This window comes from Cupriavidus lacunae (assembly GCF_003353055.1).
In the GTDB taxonomy this organism is placed as follows: domain Bacteria; phylum Pseudomonadota; class Gammaproteobacteria; order Burkholderiales; family Burkholderiaceae; genus Cupriavidus; species Cupriavidus lacunae.
Genome location: NZ_QKWJ01000043.1, coordinates 37,002 through 59,937, shown reverse-complemented (window position 1 = coordinate 59,937; position 22,936 = coordinate 37,002). Strand labels below are relative to the sequence as shown.

Below are 22,936 nucleotides of genomic sequence, written 5' to 3'. Positions count from 1 at the left end.
TGGTGGTGGACTTTTCTTGTGCTGGTTTCCGATCTCGACAATCAGATTCTCAGCGAAAAGCTCCACCGCCCTCTACTCCGCGCCTCAAATTCCCCGCCCGTACACCAGTTTCGACTTTAGCTCAGTCGGATTTACACTCCAGCGCTGGTTTAAGAAAAATCGGTGCAATGCTCCGCAAGCCCGCCACACGCAACATGGCCAGCCATGCCCTGCGACGCATGCAAGAAGACAACATTGTGACGCGGATGGGCGTTGGTGAATACGGAATTGAGGACGAGACCTTCGTCGAATGGATTCGCGAGCGACCTGCGCTACTGTCGGAAGGCTAGCGACTAACTACGTCAACCAAGTCCAGCTTCAAGCACGAATCGGGATGTGGGGTTCTTCTTCGCCGTGGACAAACGCAAGTCGTCCCGCGCCCTCGTCACCGCTACATAGAAAAGGCGCCGCTCCTCCGACTCAATGCCTTTCTCGTCGGGAACGACTGTTTCCTCCGCTCTGATGATCCAGACCCGATCCCACTCGAGGCCCTTCGAACTGTGCATCGTCGTTAGCACCAAGGCGTCAGGCGCAGGCTCGTTGTTGTCCCGTCGCAGGAACTCGAGCCGCTCGGAGAAGGGGCCGTTCAAGCGAGATAGCACGTCGTAGGTCGTTGTGATGGCACGTCGTGCCTGGTCAGCCTCAGCATGCAGCAGCATCCACTCGCGTACGCCCTCCAGAACCAGCGAGAAGAACTGCCGGTCGCACAAGGCACGCCATTCCGCCAACCGCTTCATCAACTCGCGGTACTTGTCAGCTGATGGTTCTGACAGACCCAGCGTGACCAGGTCCTTCTTCTGGCGCTGCTCGGTGGTAGCCCGACTTTTGCTGTGAAGTAGCCGAAGCTCCTGCGTGCCGATTCCAACGAACGAAAGCAGGGCGTCGATCCCGGTTGCCTTCGTTTTCTGGATCAGCTCGAGGAGATTGCACATCAGGGCGCCTTCCGGTCGGCTCAGGATCGACTTGCCAGATGCCCGGTAGTACTTGATGCCGTGCGAGCGACAAACCGCCTCGACCGGATCGAGGATGCGATTCGTACGCGCCAGGATTGCCGAAGACTGGACATTGCGGACGGCCGGTGCGAGGTGCTCGATGGCGGCGATGGCCTCCGCGTACTCGTCCGGGAATCGCTGGAACTTCACCTCGCCGCCGAGGCCTTTGTGTGCCACGAGAGTCTTCGGAATCCGGTCTCGGTTGTTTCGGATGATCTTGTCGGCCGCATCAAGGATTTCAGCGTGGCAGCGATAATTGTTGCCCAGCACACGTGGTCGTGACAAAGTCCTCGGACAACGACCGTCCGGTGTTCCCATGTGCCGCACTGATGGAGACCTCCGGTCCTACCTCATAACGCGCACCGTCAACCACCACATTGACGACGTTGCGGGCGCGAAGGATGGCGCCGCTATGCGGCGTCAGCGATGTGGTGGCAGCTATAGGCGCCAACGATGGAAACATGTTGGTGGCAATGTCAGAGCCGAGCGGGAACGCCGACTTGGTGTTGCCATAGCCGACATCGATTGCGACGGTCGAGACTTTCATGAGCAGATACTCCTTGATGACTGTAGGCAACGGCTGTGAGTGGATGCCACGAGGACGGAGCGGGCCAGATCAAGACCGACCAGAACGGGGCTGGGCCGAGCAAGTGCCACTCGGACCGAGCACCAATCATGGTTGGACGCTCCAATTCGTCTGACCTGATGGGACATGCAACGTGCAGCCTTGGCCAAGTCCCATCGCGTGGCACATCGACGGGTCAACTCTACAGGCAGATACTCAATATCAAGGCTGCGTAAGGTCGCGAATTTCAGATGCGTTTCGCGTTTTCGTGGGGTTGCACAGGCGGGCGTGGGTCGCTATCCTTGACGTACTTCTCGCGTCCCCGACGCATCGACCTGTCGCCACACTGGCGGCCTTCCCCAAGCACCGACACCGCCCGAATTGGGTCGTCGGTCGCCTCTATGTACAAGCCGGATATTGATCCGGTTTTTTTTCAATCAGATCAAACGGACAGTGTCGGATAGTGAGGACACCGGACACCGCGATACCAAGCCGATTGGCGGTCTGTTTCTGAGAATAGACCGAAGTGCGAACGATTCCGAAGCCGGACACTGGACAGTGTTTGGAGGATCGCCGCCGATGAGACACGTCCTTACAGCCACAGGCTGGGCACGGATCACGAAGCCCGACACACCGCGGCGGAGATGATCTGGTTTTGGGGCGGGGAGCTGTTTGCGGGTCACGAACGTGACTGCCGCAAGCTTCTGAGAGCATGACGATCCGGGGGGCGCTACCGGTACCAGAACGGCGCAACAGGAATCACTCACCACGGCAGCGGCCACGGGCGCGAGGACAACAATCCTGGCGAGCGAGGGCCGGCATCGAAACGATGCACCGGGTGGATGGCCGCGCAGCGGCACGCAAGGCGAGAGCCGGCGTGTTCGCATAGCGGACAGTCACGACGCATTGCTTCCATGCTCAGGGCTGATCGGTTTGCCATCGCTAAAGGACAGGAAGAAGTGGACTCCGGCATGGTGGCCGGTTAGCTGGATGTGGTAGTCCGGCGCACCAGGTGGTGAGTGTCGTAGGGGCGGCAATTCACCGAGCAAAGCAAGTCGCGCACTGGGCGCAAGGCAGGCAATTCGCAATGGCAGCGAGAACCTGCAGTTGGAGCAACGATGAGAATGAGCAAGGGCACCGACCTGCGCGCCGTGCTGGCACCGTACAAGCTCCCCGAGAGTTTCAAAGCCGCGTTCGCAGTGCTGGCGGCGGAGCATCTGCACGCGCCGCACAGCGGTAGCCGCGTCAGCGGTCGGTCGCTATCGCAGCTGTCGCAACGTCAACGCGCTCAGGCGTTGCTGAAGGCGTTCGTGGACTTGCGCAAGGGGGGGCTTCGCAGTCTCGTCGCCATACAGCCTTCGACAGAAGCACATTCAGTGGCTGGTGCACTTCTGGGTGATGGAGCAGAAGCTAAACGTCGGGACGGTAGAGTTGCGTCTGACACATCTGCGCGCGCTCGCATCATGGATGGGCAAGGCGAGCATGGTCGGATCGACCGATGACTATGTGGAGCGACCCGCTGACTACAAGCGCAGCTATATTGCCCGAGAGGATCGGTCGTGGGAGGGCAACGGGGTGGACGCGCTGGCAAAGATCGCGGAGATCGCCGGCACGGACCGGCATGTGGCGCTGCAACTCAAGCTGGATGCGGCGTTCGGCTTGCGGGCGAGGGAAAGCTGGCGCCTGCGGCCCATTCGAGACGTGCTTCCTTCTGGACATCTGCACGTTCAGGATGGAACCAAGGGGGGACGGCCGCGCCAGGTGAACATTGAGTTCACCTGGCAGTACGATTTACTGGTGGAGGCGGCAGAGCTTGCGGCGCGGACGAACCCGGAGCGGGGTACGCTAATACCCGCGACGTTCACCCAGGATCAGTGGCGACGTCGATTCTATGCTGTGCTGGAAAAGCACCGGATCACAAAGGATGGGTGTGGCGTCACGGCCCACGGCCTGCGACACCGGTGTTTCCACCAGATGTACGAGCGGACGGCCGGCCAGGCAGCGGCGATCAAGGGCGGTGGGGAGGTGATTGATCGCCAGCGCCATGAGGAGGCGATGCGCAAGATTGTCGAGGCGGCTGGCCACAGTCGTCAGACGAAGGCGAATGCATATCTGTCGACATACTCGGTGCAGGCCGCCGCCTCGCGGCCGGTCGTCACCCCGGCGATGGCCGCTCAGGCGGTGAAGGCTGCCGGTGGTGTGAAGGCGAAGGCAGCGGAAGCGCTGGGGATCTCCCGGCAGGCGCTGTACCGGCTGTTGGCAAGGCTGCAGGCCAGCAAATAAGTCCAAACAGGGTTCATCCTTGACTGCAGACAAACCGTGGTCCATTTGAGGTTCATCGCCAATTTCCGGGGAAGGCCGAGCACGGCCACGACCAGCCGGTCACCTGAGCTTGAGAGCTGACACCCAAGGGGCCGCTTCATTCTGAAACCAGCCGAACAGCCGACGCGAACTCCTCGGCCGGAGCCGCCGCAGCCCAGCCTCGAGCCCAATGGCCGGTCAGGATTGGTGGCAGGTCATACAACCGATTGGGTCCGACGGGCAACTTGCAAATCCCGGACCGACCCTGGCGACCCGAAGCTGAACTACAGGTTGCAAATTCAAGTCGAGTGAAATCTTCACCAAGGCCTCGGGAATTGCCGGAGCAAATCTCAAGACCCAATGCTGTAATGCACCAGCAAGGTCAGGTCCTTTAGCTTACTTGTGTCAGTGGCCGCCAGAGTAAAGGCCGTTTCGAGGGTCAATGTCGCTGACGTGCCGACGCACAATCGACCGAGATCGAAGTTGCGCTTCAAGTTGAAGTCAACCGCATCCAGCGACATGACGTATACGGCTGGATCGCCGTCCACTCTCGCGAACCAGGTGACCGAATCAACCACTGGGCCATGGCTTCGTACGAAGTACGGCAAGTGCTGCGGTCCGATCGTCAGCGTGGCGCTCATTGTCTGTTGCAGGCTGTACCACTCATTCGGGAACTGCTGGCGCAGGTTGTAGGCCTGGTATAGGCCGCTGCGGCTGGCCGCCAGCGTCATCTCGTCGAGCAGTTCGCGCTCCACGCCGTCCACCAGCGTTCGGAAGCTCGATCCCCCGTCGCGTGCCGTATACCTCAGGTGCAGGATGACGTCGCTGATCGTGTCGTAGTCGAACTGCCGGAACGAGTCGGGCATCTCGATGAGCCAGGTCGCGATGGTGCCGGTGCCTTCGAACGGCAGGTACCGATCGTCGCGGAAATTCAGCTCGAACATGCCGCTGTCGGACTGCCCGCTGCTGGTGGCGATCGACTGGATCGATCCGACGTTGTAGACGAAGCGCTCATCGTTGCCTGCCTGCTCCTGGTACTTGGCCTTGTCGGTGGCGGCGCCCTGGCGCAGCGCCGTGCTCTTGCGGTAGCGGTTGCTGATTAGGGAGAGCTTACAGCTCACCGAGGTGTAGGGCCCAGCTACGCAAGGGATCGAGAGGCTCACCGACTTGTGACGGCGCATGTAGTGGCCGGGATGATCGAGATCGAAGGCCGTCTCGGGCACCTGCACGACGCAACGGCCGGTCGTCTTCAACTGGATCAGCGCGGCCGGATCGAGCTGCAGCAGCGACAGGTGCTTGGTGAGCTCGTACTCGCGCTTGTTCTGGTCCAGATAGGCAGCTTCCATGCGCTTGATGTCGTGGAGCAGCGCGTCGGCGCTCATCAGCCCTTTTTGCAGGCTGTCCCAGTAGCCGAAGGCGATGAAATTTGCGCTGCCGCCGAGCTCGTGGCCGAAGCAGCGCTCGGCCTTCTTGGCAACGTCGAACGCGAGCTGGTAGGCCTTGAAGTACACTGAGCTGATCCGGCCGATCATCCAGTCGTAGAGTTCCTGGCGGGTGTATTTGCTGTGCATGTACGCGTCGGTCTGCCGCGCGTTCGCGACCTGCACGTCGTGCGCGGCGACGTCCTTGGCGAGCATGTCGAGATGCAGGTTGGCGGTGGCGATCTGCTGGTCGATCTGCACGAGTTCCTTGTCGGCCAGCCGGACCTGGAAGTCCCACTCGTCCTGGCGCCTCTGGTAGCTGCCTTGCGTGGCGGCCATCGCGGCCGCCTTGTCGAGTGCGCGCGCAATCGACGAAATCGTCTGCACGGCGGAATCGGCGGACGCTCCCGTACTGGAGCCACCGATGGTGAGCGTTACGGTCGGTGATCCGCCGAAGCCCGCCCCACCGGTCATAAAATCCGGGATCAGCTTCAGGCCCCCGGAAAGGATGTAGCCGAGCGCGATGGCCGCCTCGCCGATCAGCGAGCCGCCGGACAGCGCCACCGCGGTGATCTCCCAGGCATTCATGTAGCTCTGGCCGGCGTAATACGCCCTGCGCTCTTCAGTGACCTTACGGCTCTTGTTCAATCCTTCCAGCGCGCCCTGTGCCTCTGCAATCGATGCGACCTTCACGGCGCGCACCGCCTTCAACACCGCGATCTCCTGCTCCGAGCGCAGGCGAGCGAGGCTTTCGGCGTCGCGTTTCTCGAGTGCGGCCAGCATCGCGTTGCCGAGCGCGCTGACCTGCTGCACCAGTTCAGTCGCTTTCTGGCTCATCACGCTGAAACGGTAGTTGGGCAAGGGCGCACCGAGACCGGCGACGAAGGACGAGATATCGAGGCCCCCGGCCACCGCCCGCACCAGCGCGCCCGGATCGATCGGTGGCGAGAACAGCGCGAGGATGCTCTCCACGCCGTCGATGTTCTGGCAGTGGCGGATCTTGAACAGCCGGTCGGCGACCAGGTCCCAGTACTCGAGCATCTTCTCGTTCGGCGGCACGCAGAAGTACAGCGCCGACACCGTCATCGGCGCGGGCGGCAGCTCCGCGCCGCCATGAGGCAGCAGGCCGAGGTCCGGAATCATGTTCTCCAGGTCGAGCAACGCGTTGCCGAAGAGGTCGATCTTTGCCTGGAGCTGGTTGTAGGTTTCGGGCGGTGGCGAGATCAGCGGCGCGACGATGCGAGGCTTCGGTCCGAGCAGCTTGTCGGCCAGGATGTATAGCTGCGTGGCCTGCGTAACCGATTCGCGCGTGAATTGGCGAAAGAGGTTGTCGCCCCAATCGATGAGGTTCTGGATGTACTTCGTGACGACGGCGAGCTGGTACGCGACCGGACGCGAGCGCGCAACAACGTGCGGCCGGAACGGCTTGTCACGCCACTCGGAGACGGCGAACTTCAGGTTCGTGATGCTCGCGCCCGATGGATCGGCGGCGATCGCATTCATGATGCTGTCGATCGCCTGTTCCTGGTAGTCGGCCAACGTGGTCTGAAAGAACGGCTTGGTGACCCAGAACCTCTGCGGTGCCGGCGCGTCGGTTGCGCCGACCGGGTTGAAGATGTAGTGGAACCAGTCGCGGGCTTCCTCGAAGCGCTGGTCGCGGTTCAGCCGCATCGCGATCTCAAACGGCATGTGGAAGAACAGCTCCCAGTTGTAGCCCGCATAGGCGCCGTCGCGCTCGAAGTCGACGTCCTCGCGCGGATAGGGCTTCACCACCAGCGCGCTCGGCTTGTAGACGGCGGCGAAGTCGAACGGTGTGGTGGTTAGCTGCAGGTCGCGCTGCATTAAGGCGGGAATGCCCTCCCGATTGAGCGTCGATCTGAGCAGGCAGATCAGCGGGTGGTAGAAGTTGCTGAACTTCAGGCCGAATTGCAGCGACTTGTAGACCGCCCACTCGGCCTTGAGGCGCAGGTACTCCGGATCGACAAGCAGGGTCTGGATCAGCTTGGCGAGGTCGTGCGCCGGATCGTTCTGGTAGATCTGCAGGTACTTCGTCACGAGCGCGAGCACGTCCAGAACCAACTGGTCGATATCGGAGAACGTCTTCTCGATGCGGTGCCGCGGATCCTTCGCTTCGCGCTCGTAGAAGCCCGGAATGATGGCGTAGGTGCGCGTCACATCGCCGTAGAAGTACGGCATGAAGGTGCCGAGCGGGATCGCCAGCCCGCGCTCTCTGTAGGAGGCGGCGAAGCTGTTCTGCGCGCCCAGGTAGAGCTCCAGCCCAAGCAGGATCCAGTCGATGACCGACATCTGCATCGGGTACGTGACCTTGAAGATCCCGGGCGTGTCGTTGACGATGGTGTCGAACGCGCCCAGGTTGAATATGCTGCGGATCGCCAGGTCGTTCGTGGCGTCCTGGTTCAGTTCGGTGAAGCGCTCGGCCTGCAGCGCGCTATCCTTGAACTGCGGCAGGAAGGTCGCCGGAAAGCCCGCGCCGCCGGGCTGGGGCTCCGGGTAGCCCTTGCAGCCGGTGAGCGCAAACGAGCCGACCCAACCGGTGCCGCCGGTGTTGGAACATGAGACGGCCTGCCCCGCCGCACCCAGTCCCCAGACGAAGAAGTTGTAGGTCTGCGCCGCCGGCAGAGAATAGAAGTAGCCGCCCTGCGGGCTGTAGATCGCGCCCTTCGAGACCTTCTTCGGCATCCATTTTTCGCCCGAGCGTTCGCTGACGGCAAGCTGGATCTTCCAGCGCTTCTGCGGCACGTTGGTGTCCTTGCCGCCGGCGGGAATATCTCCCGGGCCGGGAATGTGCCCCACCTGGCTCGAATCGGTTTCCTCGGTGAAAACCGGCCAGGCCAGCGTGAGGCGGCTGTTGCGATCGAAGGCCAGCAGATGATCGCCGACGATATCGAGGTCGACCTTCTCCCAAGGCGTCCAGTAGCGCTCCTTCTGGAACTGGCGGTAGTAGTAGACGGCCGGGTCGCCCCCCTTGGTGCGGGCAAAGACGTGCATCGTGGCGATGTCCGTCTGATAGTAGGAGGCCATCACGTCCATCTGCGCGATGTCGTCCAGCTTCTCCAGATATGAAACGGCGGCGTCCTCCACTGCTTGGTCGGTGAGCTCGTTCTGCTGCAGCGTGTCCTCGACCTGAACGAACAGTTCGGACTTGTCATCGCGCAGCTCCGGTTCGATCCAGTTCTCCGGGTACAGGAAGATCTTGCGGTTGGCTTCCCAGACGCGGAAGTTGGCCATCCACCTCCACTGGGCCCAGCCCGCGTCCTGCTTCACGCTGGCGACGCTGCGCGGCTCCAGTCCCATCAGACAGCGCTGCACGAAGAGCTGGATCGTCGCATGCGCCTGGACGATCCGCGACGTCGGCATGCACGAGCACATCTCGACGTCGATCAGGAAATAGTCGTAGAGATCGTCGGCGGTCTTCAAGGTGGCGTTCTTGCCGAGCAGGAAGGCGACCAGCGCGTCGCGCTTCTGCTGGCGCAGCGGGTCCTGCACGTTGCGCAGCACCCCGAGCCATTCCGAGTCCGCGTAGCGTGCCTTCAGCGCCTGGCGCATGCGCGCGGCATCGGCCGCGAGCAGTTGCGGTTTGATCAGGTTCAAGCCCGATGCGACGTCGAGGCCCAGCGTGCGCAGCAGCGTCACCGGCGGCTCGAGCCGCAGCCAGGTCCCTGCGAGGCGGTAAGCGGTCAGGTCGACCGCCGAGAGGCCGAAGCGCGCATCGAGCGCCGCGAGCACCGCCGGGTCCCAGCCCGTCAGCCGCGCGCCATAGGCCAGCACGTCGGCGATGAGCGCACCCGGCTTCAGCACCAGCTCGAACAATCCGTAGACGCTCAGCGGCTTGGCCGCATCGGCGGGATTGGCAACCGGTGGATAGGCATGCACCAGGTGCAGCGCGTCCTGCAGCCTTTCCCATGCGTCGAAGGTCACGGGCGCGATGCCGGCCTGGTAGGTAAGCTTGTCCGGTTCCATCCATCCCAGGACGGGGTTGTTCGTCAGCATCCACCCCACTTGCTCGGCATCCAGCTTCAGCGCGCCGAGCAAGGCCGTCATCGCCTGCAGCAGACGCAATGCCCGGTACTGGTTGTCGAACGCCGCCGGGGTGATGGCCGGTGGAACGGCCGGCACGTTGACGGTGTCGACCAGCGCTTCGTCGGTCAACAGGTCGATGACGGTTCGTTTGCCGGCGGCGGCCGGCTCCTTCAGGCGGGCATGTTGCAGCACCGCCGTGGCGATGTCTTCGTCGAGCTTGAATGCCTTGACCATCGCCGCGACGAGCAGCTCGTTCTTCGCGCTCACGTAGAACGATCTCGACAACGCATCAGCCACCGAGCGGATCAGCGCATTGCGCTCGGCTTCCTTCGGCGCCACCGCCCCTGCCAGTGCGGCCTGGGCGGCCTTGATCGGCGCGGTGTCGACGAACTTCTGGAGCTTCTGGTCGATGAACTGTGCCGGCGTGACGATCGGGTCGACCCACGCATCGTCGACCAGGGCCTGGAAGCGCGCGAGGTCGGCCGTGCTGAAGTCGGGCAGCGTGGCCAGCAGGTCGGCAAGCGTGACCTTGTTCTCGTCCGCGGTGGAACTGACCGAGAACGGCGACCGATGATCCGCATACGCCAATTGATAGCCTGCCTGCAGCGCGCTCAGAAGCGTGCCGATGGCAGCATCGCCGAGCTCCCGGTCGCTGAGGTTGTCGGCCTGGTGGACCAGCAGGTACTGCAGGTCGGCCGGGCTGGTGCCCGAGGCGCGGACCTTCGCCAGCTTGTCGAGAAAGCGCATGGTGTCCGCGGGCGACAGCAAGGTGTCGATGCCGGTCAGGCTCTCGAGGATCAGCAGCTCCGTTGGCTTCAGGTGCAGCGTGCGTGCGAGAATGTTGCGCGCATACACTGCGGCGATGTTCGCCTCGCTGAGGATCGCGGGAGCGGCCAGGGCGGCGACGAGGCGGCCGGTCTCGTCGGCTGGCGCGCCGAGGCACAGCGCCAGGTAGTCGATGTAAGCCGACAACTTCTTCCCCGAGCCCGGCACGTTCGCTTCGTCCTGTACGTTCTGGCGCACGTTCGCGAGCCGGAAGTCTTCGTTCAGCGCGCCATTCGCGGACAGGTTCAGGAACAGCTGCGCATAGCGTGAGCCGTCGCCGTCGGCCTCGAGCGTCGCGTAGAGGTTGCATAGTTCGCTCACCGGCAGGTCGAGCTTGGCGCGCAACTGGCCTATCTGGCGGATTCGCACCAGGCAGGCATCGTCGAGGACGCCGTTGCCTAGGCGCGGCGCGCGGATCGCCCGGTCGAGGTCGGCGCTGGCCCAGCCGGTCTTGCGGGTCAGGCGGATGAAGCGGTGCAGGCGGTCCAGCGTGTTGTCGTCGAGGTTCTGGATTTCCTTCTTTGCGAGGTTGCAGCTATTGTCCAGTTGCCGGATGAACATAGTGGCGCCGGGATTGAGCCACGTGCGGCCGAGCAACTCCTGTAGCGTGGTGTAGTCGATGCCCGCCTGGGTGATGAGACTGTCTACCACCTTCATTGCGGTCGCGGCCGGCGTCGCGCCAGTGTTCCAGTAGGTCGCTTGGTCCGCCGGATCGGCGCTAACGATCAACTGGCGATGCGCATCGCTGAGCCCGAGATCCTCGGCCGCGATCTCGTTGTCCTGCGGGCCGGCGGTGATCCGCAATGCGTCCATCAGGTCGGCGCGCGACACGTCGAACTGCGCGAAGTAGCTGCGCGTTTCCTCGTGCGCCAAGTCGAAGGGCAGCGCGAAGGCGAAGCGCGCCGCGTTCAGTGCGGTGTAGGTGTCGGCGTTCAGGTACTGCGGCGCCGCGGCCAATTCCTCCGCCGTGCCGCGGGTCTGGCGCAGGCGTCGCAAACGCCAGGCGTTGGGGCCGCCGTCGGGAGTGAGCTTGCAGACCACATTGGCGTCGCGCACGATCCGGTGGCCGGTCAGGTCGGCGTCGTACACCGCGGCCTTGGTCGTGAACGGCAGGCCGTTCGCCTGCAACGCAGCCAGCAGGCCCGCGGGCACGACGCCGCTGGCCAGCGCGCCGTTGAAGGCGAAGCCCGGGTCGGGCGCGACGGCTTCTTCGAGCAACTCGCAGACCACGTCGATGTACTGCAGCGGCGTGTTGGTGTTGTCGCAATCGAGGTCCGTGTCGCCGAGGTCGGGGCGCCGCTCGAACAGCACGTCGCGGGCGATCTTGACGCTCGCCGGCCCGCCCGTGGTGTCGACCACGAGGCGGTTGCCGAGGAACTGCAGCGTGTCGACCACATAGGCCGCCGCGCTGTGCACGCTGCGGCATTCCTCGCACGCGCAGTAGTCGGCGAGTTGGAACAGACTCTTCATGTTCGGGAAGTCGCGCGTCACTGCGTCGAGCTTTGCCTGCGCCAGCGCCTTGGCCAACGCAGTCACGTGCATCGCGGCCGACGTGGCCTGTAGCTCGCCGGCCAGCAATGCGCTCGCGGTGTGGATGTCGCTCGCCTTGCCGAAAGTCTCGCGGGCCTGCTCGCGCGTGAACACGCCCGGCTTGGCGAACCGTTTGACGAAGCGCATAGCGCCGAGCGCGTGGATGTCGGCGGCCGAACGCACACCTCCGTCGAGCAGGGCCTTCGCCTGGCGAAACGTAGGCGCTACCTTGAAGACGCGCTGCGTGGCCTTGAGCGCCTGCTTGGCCTTCGCGTGCGTCGGGCTCTTCTTGAGCAGCAAGTCGATGTTGCCGGCGGCCAGATCGAAGTCGGGGTGTTCCGCCAGCAGCCCGAGCAGCGCATCGCGCTGCGCGGGAAGCGCGCTCCGGTCCCGTTCCAGTTGGGCGCCGAAGGCCGTGGTCGGGTAGCGCTTCTCCATCTTGCGCACGAGCGCCGATGCATGCAGGTCGACCAGTTCCTTGCGCAGCGGCCGGTCGCCGACCTGCAACGAACCCACGGTGCGTTGCAACAAAGCACTCCAGCCAGCGCGATTCAAGCGCGCCAGTTGGCGAACGTCTTCGGGCCGTTCGATGTTCTGCGCGCGGCGGATGCCATCGACGATCTGGTCGTCGTAGCCGAGAAGGTCGGCAAGGGTCGCGCCGACGGCCGCGCGGTTCGCGTCGGCAGGTTCCTTGAATGCCGCAGCGTCCTGGAGCCGCCGGAACAGCTCGGGCAGGTTGCCGAAGCTGTCCTGCTGGAGGATGTCGAGCACCTGCGTTTGCTTGCCGGCTGCGAAGAACCGTTCGAGCTGGCCCAGCAGTACCCTCGGCCTCTGCTGGCTGACCCAGGCCTGTGCCTCGGGCAAGTTGCGGGCCAGCCGCTCGGTGATGGTATCGAGCTGGTCGAGCAGGCTCGCACTGACAACGTGGTTCTTTACGGCCCGCTTTAGCGCGGCGCCCACCGTCTTCGCAGGCAACAGCACAATGTCGTAGTAAAGCGCTTCGCGGTCGGTCGCCAGGTCGATATCGAACCGCACTCCGGCTGCGCCGTCGAGCCCGGCTTTCAGCAAGATGTCCAGCGCGAACAACGCGTAGAAGAACTCGGCCGTGATCCCGGTCGTCTTTGCGAGCTTCTGGGCCACGGCGAAGTGCGCGATGTTGTGGCTGGGCTGGGCCGTCTCGCCCGCCAGGAACGTGATGTCGCGATGCCTGGCGTCCTCCTGCAGCGCATCGGGCGCGACTCCGTCGAGTAATGGCGTAACGGCTGCGACGATAGCCTCGTACTGGCTTTGCCGGTGCGTGTCGCCGTCGACCAGGTCAATATCGATCACCGTGACGGCCGGCGCGTTGAACACGATCTTTTCGATCGGCGTGTCGTACAACATCCGCTGGTCGTCGAAAACGCGCATCAGAAGGTCTGCCTTGCGGCCTTCTGCCCGACGGAACAGCGCGTCGGTGTAGACGATCTGGTAGAAGCCGCTTCCGTCAACGGTTGTCTCGCCAAGTTCCTGTTCCTGGCGCAGGTCTCGATCGAAGGCCCGCACCGTCAGCTTGCCGGCAGGTCGTCCGTTGGGGTGTCGCACCGTGCCCAATACCCGGTAGCCGAGGTGGGTCGACCCGTGTCGCCGCAGCGCGTCGGCGGTCGTTTCGTCGACGGTCCCGGTGACTGGCAACTGCAGCTTCTGCTGGAACTCCAGCACGGCCTTGCGCGTGCCCAGCCCGAACAGGGCTGCCCCCAGTTCCTCGGTCGCGATGTTCGCGCCGATATCGAGCAAGCAGCCTTGCACTTGGCTGACATCGCTGCCTTGGGTGTGGAGGGTGAGGACGCGGGGCCGATCGTCGCGGGTGGTCATCTTTATCTCCTCTGCAGACAGGGTCTCTAAGCCGAGGCGGATAGGGACGAACGCGCGGTGGTTGACTTGCCGGCCGCCCTGGCGTGGCGTTGCTCGGCGGCCTGCAAGAGTTCGCGCGTCTCGATGTGGCTGGCCTTTGCAACAGCTTCCGGCAAGCTCAGCCATTCGTGCCGGCGGTCCTTGTCCTGGCGCAGCCCGCTACCAATCGCTCGCATCAGGAAGAAGCGAGTCGTGACGGTAGAACCATCGACCAACCAGGTCGCATCGCCCAGGTCAGTGACGATGCGCGCCCAGACGCCGGTTTCCTCGTACACCTCACGCACGGCGGTTTCGCGGTGCTGCTCGCCTTCTTCGACGTGGCCCTTGGGCGGCACCCATTGCGTCGGATCATTCGTGGCCTCGACGAGCAGGTACTCGGCCGTGTCGCCGCGCAGTCGGAACACTACGCCGCCGGCGTGGGTGGGGCTGGCGGCTTGGGAAGCAGTCTTGTCGAGCGCGACATTGCCGTCTTTAGCCGTGAGCGTGATGACGGACCAATAGGCCTGATTGGTTGCCTTGTAGCGCAGTTCCATGTAGCGCCACAGCGCAAGGAGGAGCAGCGCCAACACCACGGGAATGCCGGCGACCGGCCACTGGTGTTGCCAGGGCCACGCGACGAGTAGGAGCAGCAGCACGACCGTAAAGCAGCGCAAGAACCTGGAGTCGGCCTCGAAGCGCAGGACAACGGCCAGACTGGCCGGGCTTTCGGCGTTGAGCAGCGCCTTGCTCCACTGGAAGGTGTCGACCGCGTCCTGGGCTTGCAGGGGGCCAAGGGCCTGCCGCTTGATCCTGCCGGCGCGCGCCACGGCAAGGTTACGCTCACGCTTGAACACCAGCCAGATCAGGGCGCGGGCGGGCCGAGACAGCCCATGGCCGCGGCGGGCTAGAAGCGCGATCTGAGTGTTCAGCGTGTAGTGCCGGGCCCAGTCGTAGAACGCGTCCAGCCAGGAGCCAAGAAGGAAGATCAGGTGGCCGAAGAGGTAGCTCGCGAACAGGAAGGCGGCCCAGGCCTGCGCGCCATCGAGTTTGGCATAGCGATGCCCCAGCACGACCGGGCCCACGTCGCCCATCATCAGCCAGGTAAGCAGCGCACCCGGCAGCAGGATGGAGAAGAAGTCCGTCAGGCCGACAAAGAATTCGTGAGGAACTGGCTTCATACATTTCCGTTCACAAATCTGTATCAATCAGGATGCGAGAAATAGTCAGCGTTTCATTTTGGCTTCTCGCTCGTTTTGCGCGTCACGACATTCAAATATTTTCCTTTCAAATTTTCCGTTTTTATTGTGTTGCTCTGTTGCGTGAATCGATGCCAGCCGATATCGCTATGGCGCAATGGCGTCGATGCTCGCTTGTCTTCTCCATATGATGAAACACCTTCGCTCCCGAAGACTTCGAGTCCCGTAATTTTTGCTAGCCGATAAGCGAAGGTATCCTCAATCGGTCCGGTCCATGTGGACTGACCGACATGCGTACCTTCTTTACCGCCAGCGGTTCTGCACATTCCCAAGACGATCGTCGCGTCCTTTTCGAACGCGATCTTCTTCTCATCGATCATTTTTTTCAGGTCTGACAGTTTGGCCGCACGCTTCGCGTCGAACGTGGCGCCGCCGGGTGGCTTGTCGGTGTACAGGCCGGCACCCGGTCCTTCACCGCCCAGTCCAAAGGGTGTGCCATGCGACAGGACCACGAGTTCCTTGATCGCCCCGGCGTTCTTGAGCGCATCGAGCAACGCTTTGCCGGAATCGACTTGCACGACATCATAGCCTTCGGCTTTCAGCGCGGCCTCGGACGCCTTGTACTCGTTTTGCGACTCATGATACGCACTCCACAATTTTTTATTTGCTTCGTACTTCTTCAAATCGGAAGAATATTTCTTTTCCGCTTCTTCGTACTTTTTCATGCTTTCTGCGAATGATTTCTCGGCTTTGTTCTTGTCTTTTTCGTATTTCGCCTTCTCTTTGTCTGAAGCATTCTTTCCGGGGGACTTGATCGTCGGCTTCTGGGGCTTCACGGGCTCCTTGGGTTTGGGGAGTTCCTTTCCCGCCGGCTTGGATTCATTGTGCATGACAATGGCGAGCTTTTTGCCGCTCTGACCGTCAGGATCGACGAAGCCTGTCGGATTGCCGAAGCAGTATTGGTAGAGGTTGGGACTTTCCTCCTCGCCTGCCGGATCGCAGGCCGTCCATCGCCCTAGCCACGGCGCGTAGTACCTCGCCCCGTGGTAGTACAACCCGCTCTCCTCATCCCGCTCCTTCCCCGTATACCGATACCGCTTCGCCGTCTCCGTCTGGCTGCGCACCGCCTGATAAGTCGAGCTGCCGTAGGGCGCGTATTCCTCGTAAGAAATGATCTGCGCCTGCTCATCCAGTTCCACGTAGCTCGACCCAAGGTGATTGCAGAACTGGTAGCGGATCGATTGTCGTGGCGCCTGATCGTTGCCCGCCGTGTCGAGCGTGCGCGTCTCCACCAGCGCAATGCGCCGCTTGTCGTCCATTACGTGCAGCGTTTCGCGCTCCAGCGTGGCGGTGTCGGTACCGATGGCGCCGCCGTGCCTGCGGAAGATCTCGAAGCCGCCGAGGTAGATGCGCTCTTCGGTGAGACCCGGCGCCTTCTCCCGCACCTTGCGCACGCGCTGGCCTGAGGCGTCATAGACGTAGTAGGCCGCGCCTCCGCCACCCAGATCGGCCTGCCGCAACTGGTCCTTGTAGTCCCAGTGCATATTCGGTCCAGGCAGGCCGCCGCCCAAATGCGGCATGCGCAGCATGTTGCCATGGGCATCGTGCATATAACTTTCCGGCTGCGGGGTGTTGCCTGCCGGGTTCAGCGTTGTGCGGGTGAGGAGGTTGCTGGTCTTGAGCAGCGCACCGCCGTTACCGTCTTCGATCAGGCTCGGATCAAGGTAGTCGTAGGCGCGCGTCCAGCCGGCATTTGCCGGATCGCTGCCGCGGTGTTGCATCTGCAGGAAGTTGCCGACGGCGTCGTACACGTAGCGCTCGATGTACGCGGCCATGGCATTGCCGTCGTCGGGGGCGAAACGTCCGGCTGCGTCGGCGCTGACGAGACCTACGCGGCCAGCGTCGTTGTGCGAATGGGCGATGGGTGAGCCGCCCTGACCCAGATGTTCGCGGCCAGTGGCCTGAATCAGCCGGTAGAGCGCGTCATAGACATACTCGTTGCTCGGCTCAACGCGCTTGTTCTTGAAGTAGACGGTCTGCTGCGCGTCGTCCTGGATGTGGGTGATGTTGCCCGCCGAGTCGTAGGTGTAGTGCAGGTTCTGCACTTGTTTTCCCGGCCAGCCGGCGATGGGGGGCTGCGGGTCGTCGTCGGGGAAGTTCGCTGCCTTGCGCTTGGTCAGCAGTTGGGTGAGGCGGAAAGTGAGCGGGTCGTAACCGTAGAAGGTGCTGGCACCGTTCTTGTAATCGATGAGCAGGCGCTGGCCCTTGGCGTCGTAGTCGATGCTGGAGACGCCGACGGGCGATGCCGCCTCGTTGTTCCGGTCGAGAAGCACCGCGGGTTCTGCCGCGCGCTCCAACCACACATCCACTCGATCCAGCAGGTTGGCTTCGTTGAACACCGGCTGAATGACATTGAACTTGCCGTTGCCCAGGCTGCTGCGAGGGGCGATGGACTGAATGGGCCGATTGAGCGCGTCGTAGCGGGTGCCGCCTTCGAAGAATTCCTCGTCAAGCTTCGGATTCAGCAGCCAGTCGGGGACGGTAGTGTAGTCGCTGACCAACCGCCGCGTGCTGCACAGCAGGTTGCCCTTGAAGTCGTAGGCCTTGGTCGGGTTGCCGCTGGCGTCGAGCCGTGCATGAGTGGCGACGCCCGCGGAATCGAAGTGCCGGTAGATGCGGCCGCGCAGGTTGAGCACTTCGGCGTTCGCCAGTGTCTCGCCATATTCGATCTTGTCGACCAGGACGTCACGGTTGAGCGTGCGCGGATCGGACGCCGCGCTAGTTCCGCGCGCAGTTTGTTCGGTCGGGCGGCGCAGCGCGTCGTAGCGGGTGGAGAAGTTATGGCCGCGGCTGTCCCAGGCGCGGATCAGCTCGCCGGCCACGTCATTGAGCATCCAGCGCGCGCCGGCTTCCATGCCGAGCTGGTAGATGCGGTCGCCGAGCATGTCGTAGGCGTAGCGCATGACGACGCGGCCCAGCGGGTCGCCGCCCTGCCGGACGGCATCGCGCACGGCGCGCTGGTTGCCTTCGATGTCCAGCTCGACGCGGGTGGTGAAGCTGTCTTCGCTGCCGTCGAGGTCGTGTCCGGCGCAGACGACGCGGTTGCGCGCGACGGTCAGGAAGGGGCGGCCCAAGGCGTCGAAATGCGCGGTGGTGGGCGTGTCGGCATGCGCTGCGGCACGTTGGGCGGCCTTTTGCTCGTCCGCACCCAATGCACCGCCGATGCGTTGGGCGTGCCAGGTCTGCCAGGTTGCGGGCTGGGTCTTGAAGTATTCCGCGACAGAGCCGGCGATGTCGGGGTCGGTGCGCGGATCGCCGGTCTGGGCTGGGCGGGGCGCGCAGGTGTCGTTGACGTCGTAGGTGGTCTGTTGCCACGGGTCGAACACCACCTTCTCGTAGCTGTGGTTAGGGTGCAGTGTGGCAATGACGCGCTCGGCCGGGTCGTAGAACAGCACCGGGCTGACGCCGATGCGGACATCGAACTCGAAGTGGTGGGTATCGGTAAAGAAGGGCTCGAACTGACGGACCGGCTTGTCCTTGTTGTTGAACACCGTCCAGCCGCTGCCGACCCAGCGCGGGCTAACATCATTCGGTGTCGTCAGCGGCTGACCGTCCGCACCGACGATGATCGCGCCGTGGGCATTACGCTGGGGCACCGGACCGGGTTCGGCCTGGATCTTCTTCTGGATCTCGCGGCCGAAACCGTCGGAGTAGGAAAAGCTGAGCTGGATCTTCAGCCCATGCGGTGGCAGCGGTGCGCTGACATGCGTTTCTCGGACGAGCGTGGCGGCGCAGGCCGGCTGCCATTTGTCCGGCTTGTCGGGGTTGGCCTGGCGAGTACGGCGGAAGCGGTCGAGGTCGTAGACGATGCACGTGGTCGCGTCTTTCAGCAGCGCCGACGCATTGGCTTGCGGATCGGCGGCATTGAAGAAGCCGTCGAGCTGAGCTTGCGTGAGGTTTGCCACAAAGCCGGCCAGCGTGTCGCCCTCCACCGGCGCTGGCGACGGTTTGCCCATGACCGCGGTGCCCACCACCATGCCCAGCGGGTCGAAGGCGACTTCGGTCTGGTTGCGGTTCGGGTCGCTGACCAGACGCGGCTGCAGAATGCGGTAGTCGTTGGCATCGACGGTCACGCGGTTGCCGAGGGCATCGCGGGTCTCCGCCATCAACAGGTCGTGGGCGTCGAAATCGACGAAGGCGTACTGACCGAAGGGGTCGCGGTAGCGGTGCGGCAGGAAGAAATGCTGCCGTGCCTGCGCCATCTCGATGGCGGCGTCATCGGCAGGATTCGTGCTGTAGAAGGACTGCCCCGAGGGAATCCACCATTGATCATCCGGGTCGCTCACGGGGAAGCGGCCATCCGCCTTGAGGGCCTGGCTTCGCAGGTAACCGCCCCGGTTGCCCGCTTGGCCGCCGAGGACGGCCGCTGGATCGGGCATCAGAGGCTCGTTCGCTTGCCCTTGGCGCGGACGCTGAAAGACCTGGTCGAGCAACCCGGGAGTGAACGCGAGCTTGTAGCTTTCACCGGGCAGCGCGAGCGGCTGCAGTTCACCGAGCGGCAAGAGGCCGCTCAGGTCATCGTGCCGATAGAGGGTACGCAACCATTCGATGAAGCGGCGGCGCTGGCTCCCGACGGCGGCGGCCTCGTAAGCGACTTCCGGGGCGGTGAACTTGTGGCGCAGGCGACCGGGAGCGGCGGGATCGGGCTCGACGAAATCGGTGGGCCGGTAGCGACCGGCCGGACCGGTGGCGGTGTAGCCCGTCAGCTCGAAAGTAATCGCCTCGCAGGGCAGCGGATTGCGCTGGATGTCCGACGATCCGATGGCGTTGGTGACCCGGTTCTCCGTGTAGGTGAGCAGTGCCGTAGTCTGGCGGTCGCGATCCCATTGCTCCGATAGCGGCGAAACGCGGCGCCCGTAGCCGATGACCGCTTGCTTGAGCACGTTGCCGTAGTCGTCAACCTCCAGCGTCAGCGCGTGCTGGATGCGCGGGTTGGCCGGGTTGCGCTCGTAGTGGTAACTCAGTGCCTCGTCCGCGTGGGTGAAGAACACCGAATGTCGGTTGGTGCCTCGGGGCTGCAGGGTTCGGATGGAGAAGTTCTGCTCCGTGACGGTATAGGGCGTGCCGGCACGCTGGATCTCTTCGGGCGTGGCGCCGGGGCGGTTGGCATCGTCGGCATAGACTTCCTGACGCAGCATGGAACCCTTCAGGGCCCGGCAGGCTTCGCGCTCTTCTTCCAGTGTCAAACCGGGCGGGACAATGGTGTCGTCGAGCAGAAGCGGCCGCGCGGTTTCGACAGTCAGTCCGGGTTCGTTGAAGTACTCGTACTCAAAATGGCGCGAGACGCGGTCCCGACCGAGGTAGACGCCGGTATGGAACCAGCTCTTTGTGTGCACAGGCGGCACATGCGATGCAGCGGCGACGTTGGCCGCCGGTGCGCTGCCGTCGGCGAGGGCGGCGAGCTGTTCCGTGTCCCACTGCTCCACCATGCCGAAGCCGCGGAACTCGCGCTCCTCGCCGTCGAAATAGCCATGGTGGTAGGCGTAGCGGGAGACGAAGCGGTTGCGGCTGATGTGGTCGTAGGTTTCCACGCGCTCGACCACGTGAACCGGGAAGGGCAGCCGGGTGATCCACGGTTTTCCGTCACGCTTGTCCAGCAGGTAGAACTTGGTCGAGGGCGCGTAGTCGACCTGCGTCTCCGCCCCAAGATTATTGGCTGCCTTGACCAGCAGATGCGGCTTGCGGCCGCCCATCAGGTTGACATAGCGCATTGGCGACCGTGCATCGCCCGGCAAGGGCGAGGACCAGACCAAGCAGGCGGTGCCGTTGCCGAGCAGGTCGGTCGGGACGATGCTTGCGAGGTCGTCGATGCGCGGAAACACCTTCAGCGCGTGCGGCTGGCTCCAGCCATTGCCCGACTGATTGAAGTACAGGCGCACGCCGTCGCGGTGAAGATAGATGATGTCGGTGGTGCCGCTGCCGTCGATGTCGGCCAGGCGGATACGCTTGTGGTCGAACTGATCCGGGTTGTCGAACCAGGGCGCGTTGTCCATCGTGATCTTGGCGCCGAAACGACCATAGCCCAGGTTGGGCCAGTAGCAGACTTCGCCGTTGCGAATGCGGACGATGTCGGTGAGGCCGTCGCCGGAGAGATCGGCCAGGTAGATAGACTGGGTGCCGTCGGCGAAGACGATGCGCGGACCCTTCTCCTCGTCGAGCGCCTGCGCCACACGGCGCGCCGGACCGAAGCCCTCCTCCGCAAGCGAGGCGTGCCAGACGAAGGCGTCGTCTTTAGTGATCAGCACATCGGCATGGCCGTCCCCGTCCAGATCGACGAATTTGATATTGGGGTCGCTCAGATCGCGGTACAACCGCGAGGTGAACGGGCGGAAGGGCTGCCAGCCTTCGGCCTCATCGTGCTCGAACAGGCCGGGCATCGGTCCTTCCATGACGACAACGTCGGGTTGACCGTCACCGGCCAGGTCCATAATCTCTGCCCCATCGCTCAAGGCAACATTTGGCTTGACAGCGACAGTTTCGAGCGAGGCAAGCTTTGCCTTCACGACCTCGCTGCCATCTAACAGCTTGGTGGGAATCGGGCTCCAGTTGCGCTTGTAAAACCACGTACCGGCCTGCTCGGCAAGGATGCCGGGAATCCCCTCGCCGTGCAGGTCAACCCAGCGATATTCGGCAACATCCAGACCGACGGGCAAATTCTGTAAGCTCTGCGCATCCACTTCATCGACCGTATCCTGCACGACCGGCTGGGTGTATTCGAACTCCACCGGCGGCAGACTGCTGCGTGTGGAGACGCCGTTTTCCTGCTTCCATCCCGTTTGCACCACCTGCTTGAGGAAGCTGTAAACGGGCCGGGTTGCAAGACTGGGATCGAGTTCGTCGTCGTAGGTGAATTCGGTGTTGCCCACCACACCCCGGTAGCCGCGTTGGGCCGCTCGACCGGAGCCTGCGGGCTGATCGGGGATGTGGTGCAGCATCAGCACCCGCTCACAGCGGCGGCAGGAGCGCACCTCAAAGCCGGCGCGGTAGCTGGAAAAGGCATCGGCGCGGTAGAACCAGGGCTTCTCCGGCTTGCCCGTGGGGTCGCCATCATCCAGTTCCCCATAGTCGAAGCGCACCTCGAACAACCAGTCGGCGCCGGTGTCCGTCGGCGGATCGAGCAGATCGCTCAGGTAACGCGGACGCTGCCCCTGAGAGTCCAGCAGGGGCTTGAGGTTGCCGTACAACACCCGCTGCAGGTAACGCTGGGCAGTACGGCGCAGATCGGACGCAAGCCCGCGGTTGAGCTGATGAGCCTGCTGGAATGGATCTGCTTGACCGGGTCGGGGTTGGTAGGCGCCATCCTCCTTCTTATAGAGGTAGCGAATACCGTTGCCCTTGTCGTCGCGTGATTCGCAGATCAGCCAGGAGAAGATGCGGCTTGCATCGAGCGGGTCGGCAATACGCGAGTTCGCGTCATAGCCGTAGAGGGTGAGGGTGTTGTCCTTGGAAAGCGAGCGCCAATGAACATCAGCGGGCGATCCAGTCTTGCTCCAGCGCTCAATGCGCGCGAAGAGCCCTTCGATGCGCGGCCGGTAGCGCCGCACGCGGTAGCCGTCGAGTTCGTCCTCGTGAGCGACGAGGTGGCCGAACGCATCCCGCACCCAGAACCCGTCCGCGTCTCGCTGAAAGCCCGGACGACCCGCGACCCAGGTACCGTCGGGGTCTTGCCGATAGACCGGCATCAGGTCTTCGGCGCCGGAAAGGATGAAGACGTCGGAATCGACTGCATCGAGATATTGCGGCAGGCCCTTGTCGGTCTTGCGCGTGATCGACGGCAGCGAAAGACTCCAGCCGAAGCCAAAGGGCCCGTTGCCGGCGCCGGAGTCGTAGGACAGGGAGAGTTGCGGCCCAAAGCCAGAACGCCCTGGGCTGGTGGCAATGGGCACCGACATCGAGCCGGTGCCGGTGAACGGGTTGGCGGCGAACTTCTCGCCGATGCCGCGGATGGCGCCCCCGCCTTTGGGGAGAGTGATTGATGGTGGTGCGGTATAGCCGCGATTCGCAGGATTCTGCTCGCCGCTGGGGGGCTTGGGCGGACCTCCCTCAATCTCGTTCGGCTGCATCACACCTCCCAAAGCCGTCAGTCACGGGTTATGT

Annotated in this window: 3 protein-coding genes and 4 pseudogenes; 2 read left to right on the top strand and 5 right to left on the bottom strand. The window is 63.4% G+C overall.

The window, feature by feature from the left end:
* Positions 1–329 (top strand): annotated as a pseudogene (locus tag DN412_RS44100) (hypothetical protein); the annotation flags it as partial.
* Positions 330–341: 12 nt separating this feature from the next.
* Here DN412_RS44100 and DN412_RS26680 read toward each other — a convergent pair.
* Both DN412_RS26680 and DN412_RS26675 read right to left on the bottom strand, forming a co-directional pair.
* A pseudogene (locus tag DN412_RS26680) lies at positions 342–1,313 on the bottom strand (3'-5' exonuclease); the annotation flags it as partial.
* Positions 1,306–1,578, bottom strand: a pseudogene (locus DN412_RS26675) (ParM/StbA family protein); the annotation flags it as partial. The pseudogenes DN412_RS26680 and DN412_RS26675, both read right to left, overlap by 8 nt.
* 1,142 nt (positions 1,579–2,720) lie before the next feature.
* Between DN412_RS26675 and DN412_RS26670 the strand changes: the two are divergent.
* Positions 2,721–3,879: pseudogene (locus tag DN412_RS26670) on the top strand (integrase domain-containing protein).
* A 368-nt stretch (positions 3,880–4,247) separates the two neighbouring features.
* On the opposite strand, the gene DN412_RS26665 reads toward DN412_RS26670, so the two are convergent.
* Genes DN412_RS26665 through DN412_RS26655 form a run of 3 tightly spaced genes read right to left on the bottom strand, consistent with a single transcriptional unit; the run spans position 4,248 to position 22,902 of the window.
* On the bottom strand, positions 4,248–13,565 hold the full coding sequence (locus DN412_RS26665; protein ID WP_244222793.1) for a Tc toxin subunit A-related protein: 9,318 nt from the start codon (positions 13,563–13,565) through the stop codon (positions 4,248–4,250).
* 26 nt (positions 13,566–13,591) lie between these two features.
* On the bottom strand, positions 13,592–14,761 hold the full coding sequence (locus DN412_RS44695) for an NUDIX domain-containing protein (protein ID WP_244222790.1): 1,170 nt from the start codon (positions 14,759–14,761) through the stop codon (positions 13,592–13,594).
* 53 nt (positions 14,762–14,814) lie between these two features.
* Positions 14,815–22,902, bottom strand: coding sequence for a SpvB/TcaC N-terminal domain-containing protein (locus DN412_RS26655; protein ID WP_115214331.1), 8,088 nt, complete (start codon positions 22,900–22,902; stop codon positions 14,815–14,817).
* Positions 22,903–22,936: the final 34 nt, after the last annotated feature.

Coding starts and splice junctions, on each gene's coding strand:
- DN412_RS26665 (WP_244222793.1), bottom strand. CDS start 13,565: ATGACCACCCGCGACGATCGGCCCCGCGTCCTCACCCTCCACACCCAA.
- DN412_RS44695 (WP_244222790.1), bottom strand. CDS start 14,761: ATGAAGCCAGTTCCTCACGAATTCTTTGTCGGCCTGACGGACTTCTTC.
- DN412_RS26655 (WP_115214331.1), bottom strand. CDS start 22,902: ATGCAGCCGAACGAGATTGAGGGAGGTCCGCCCAAGCCCCCCAGCGGC.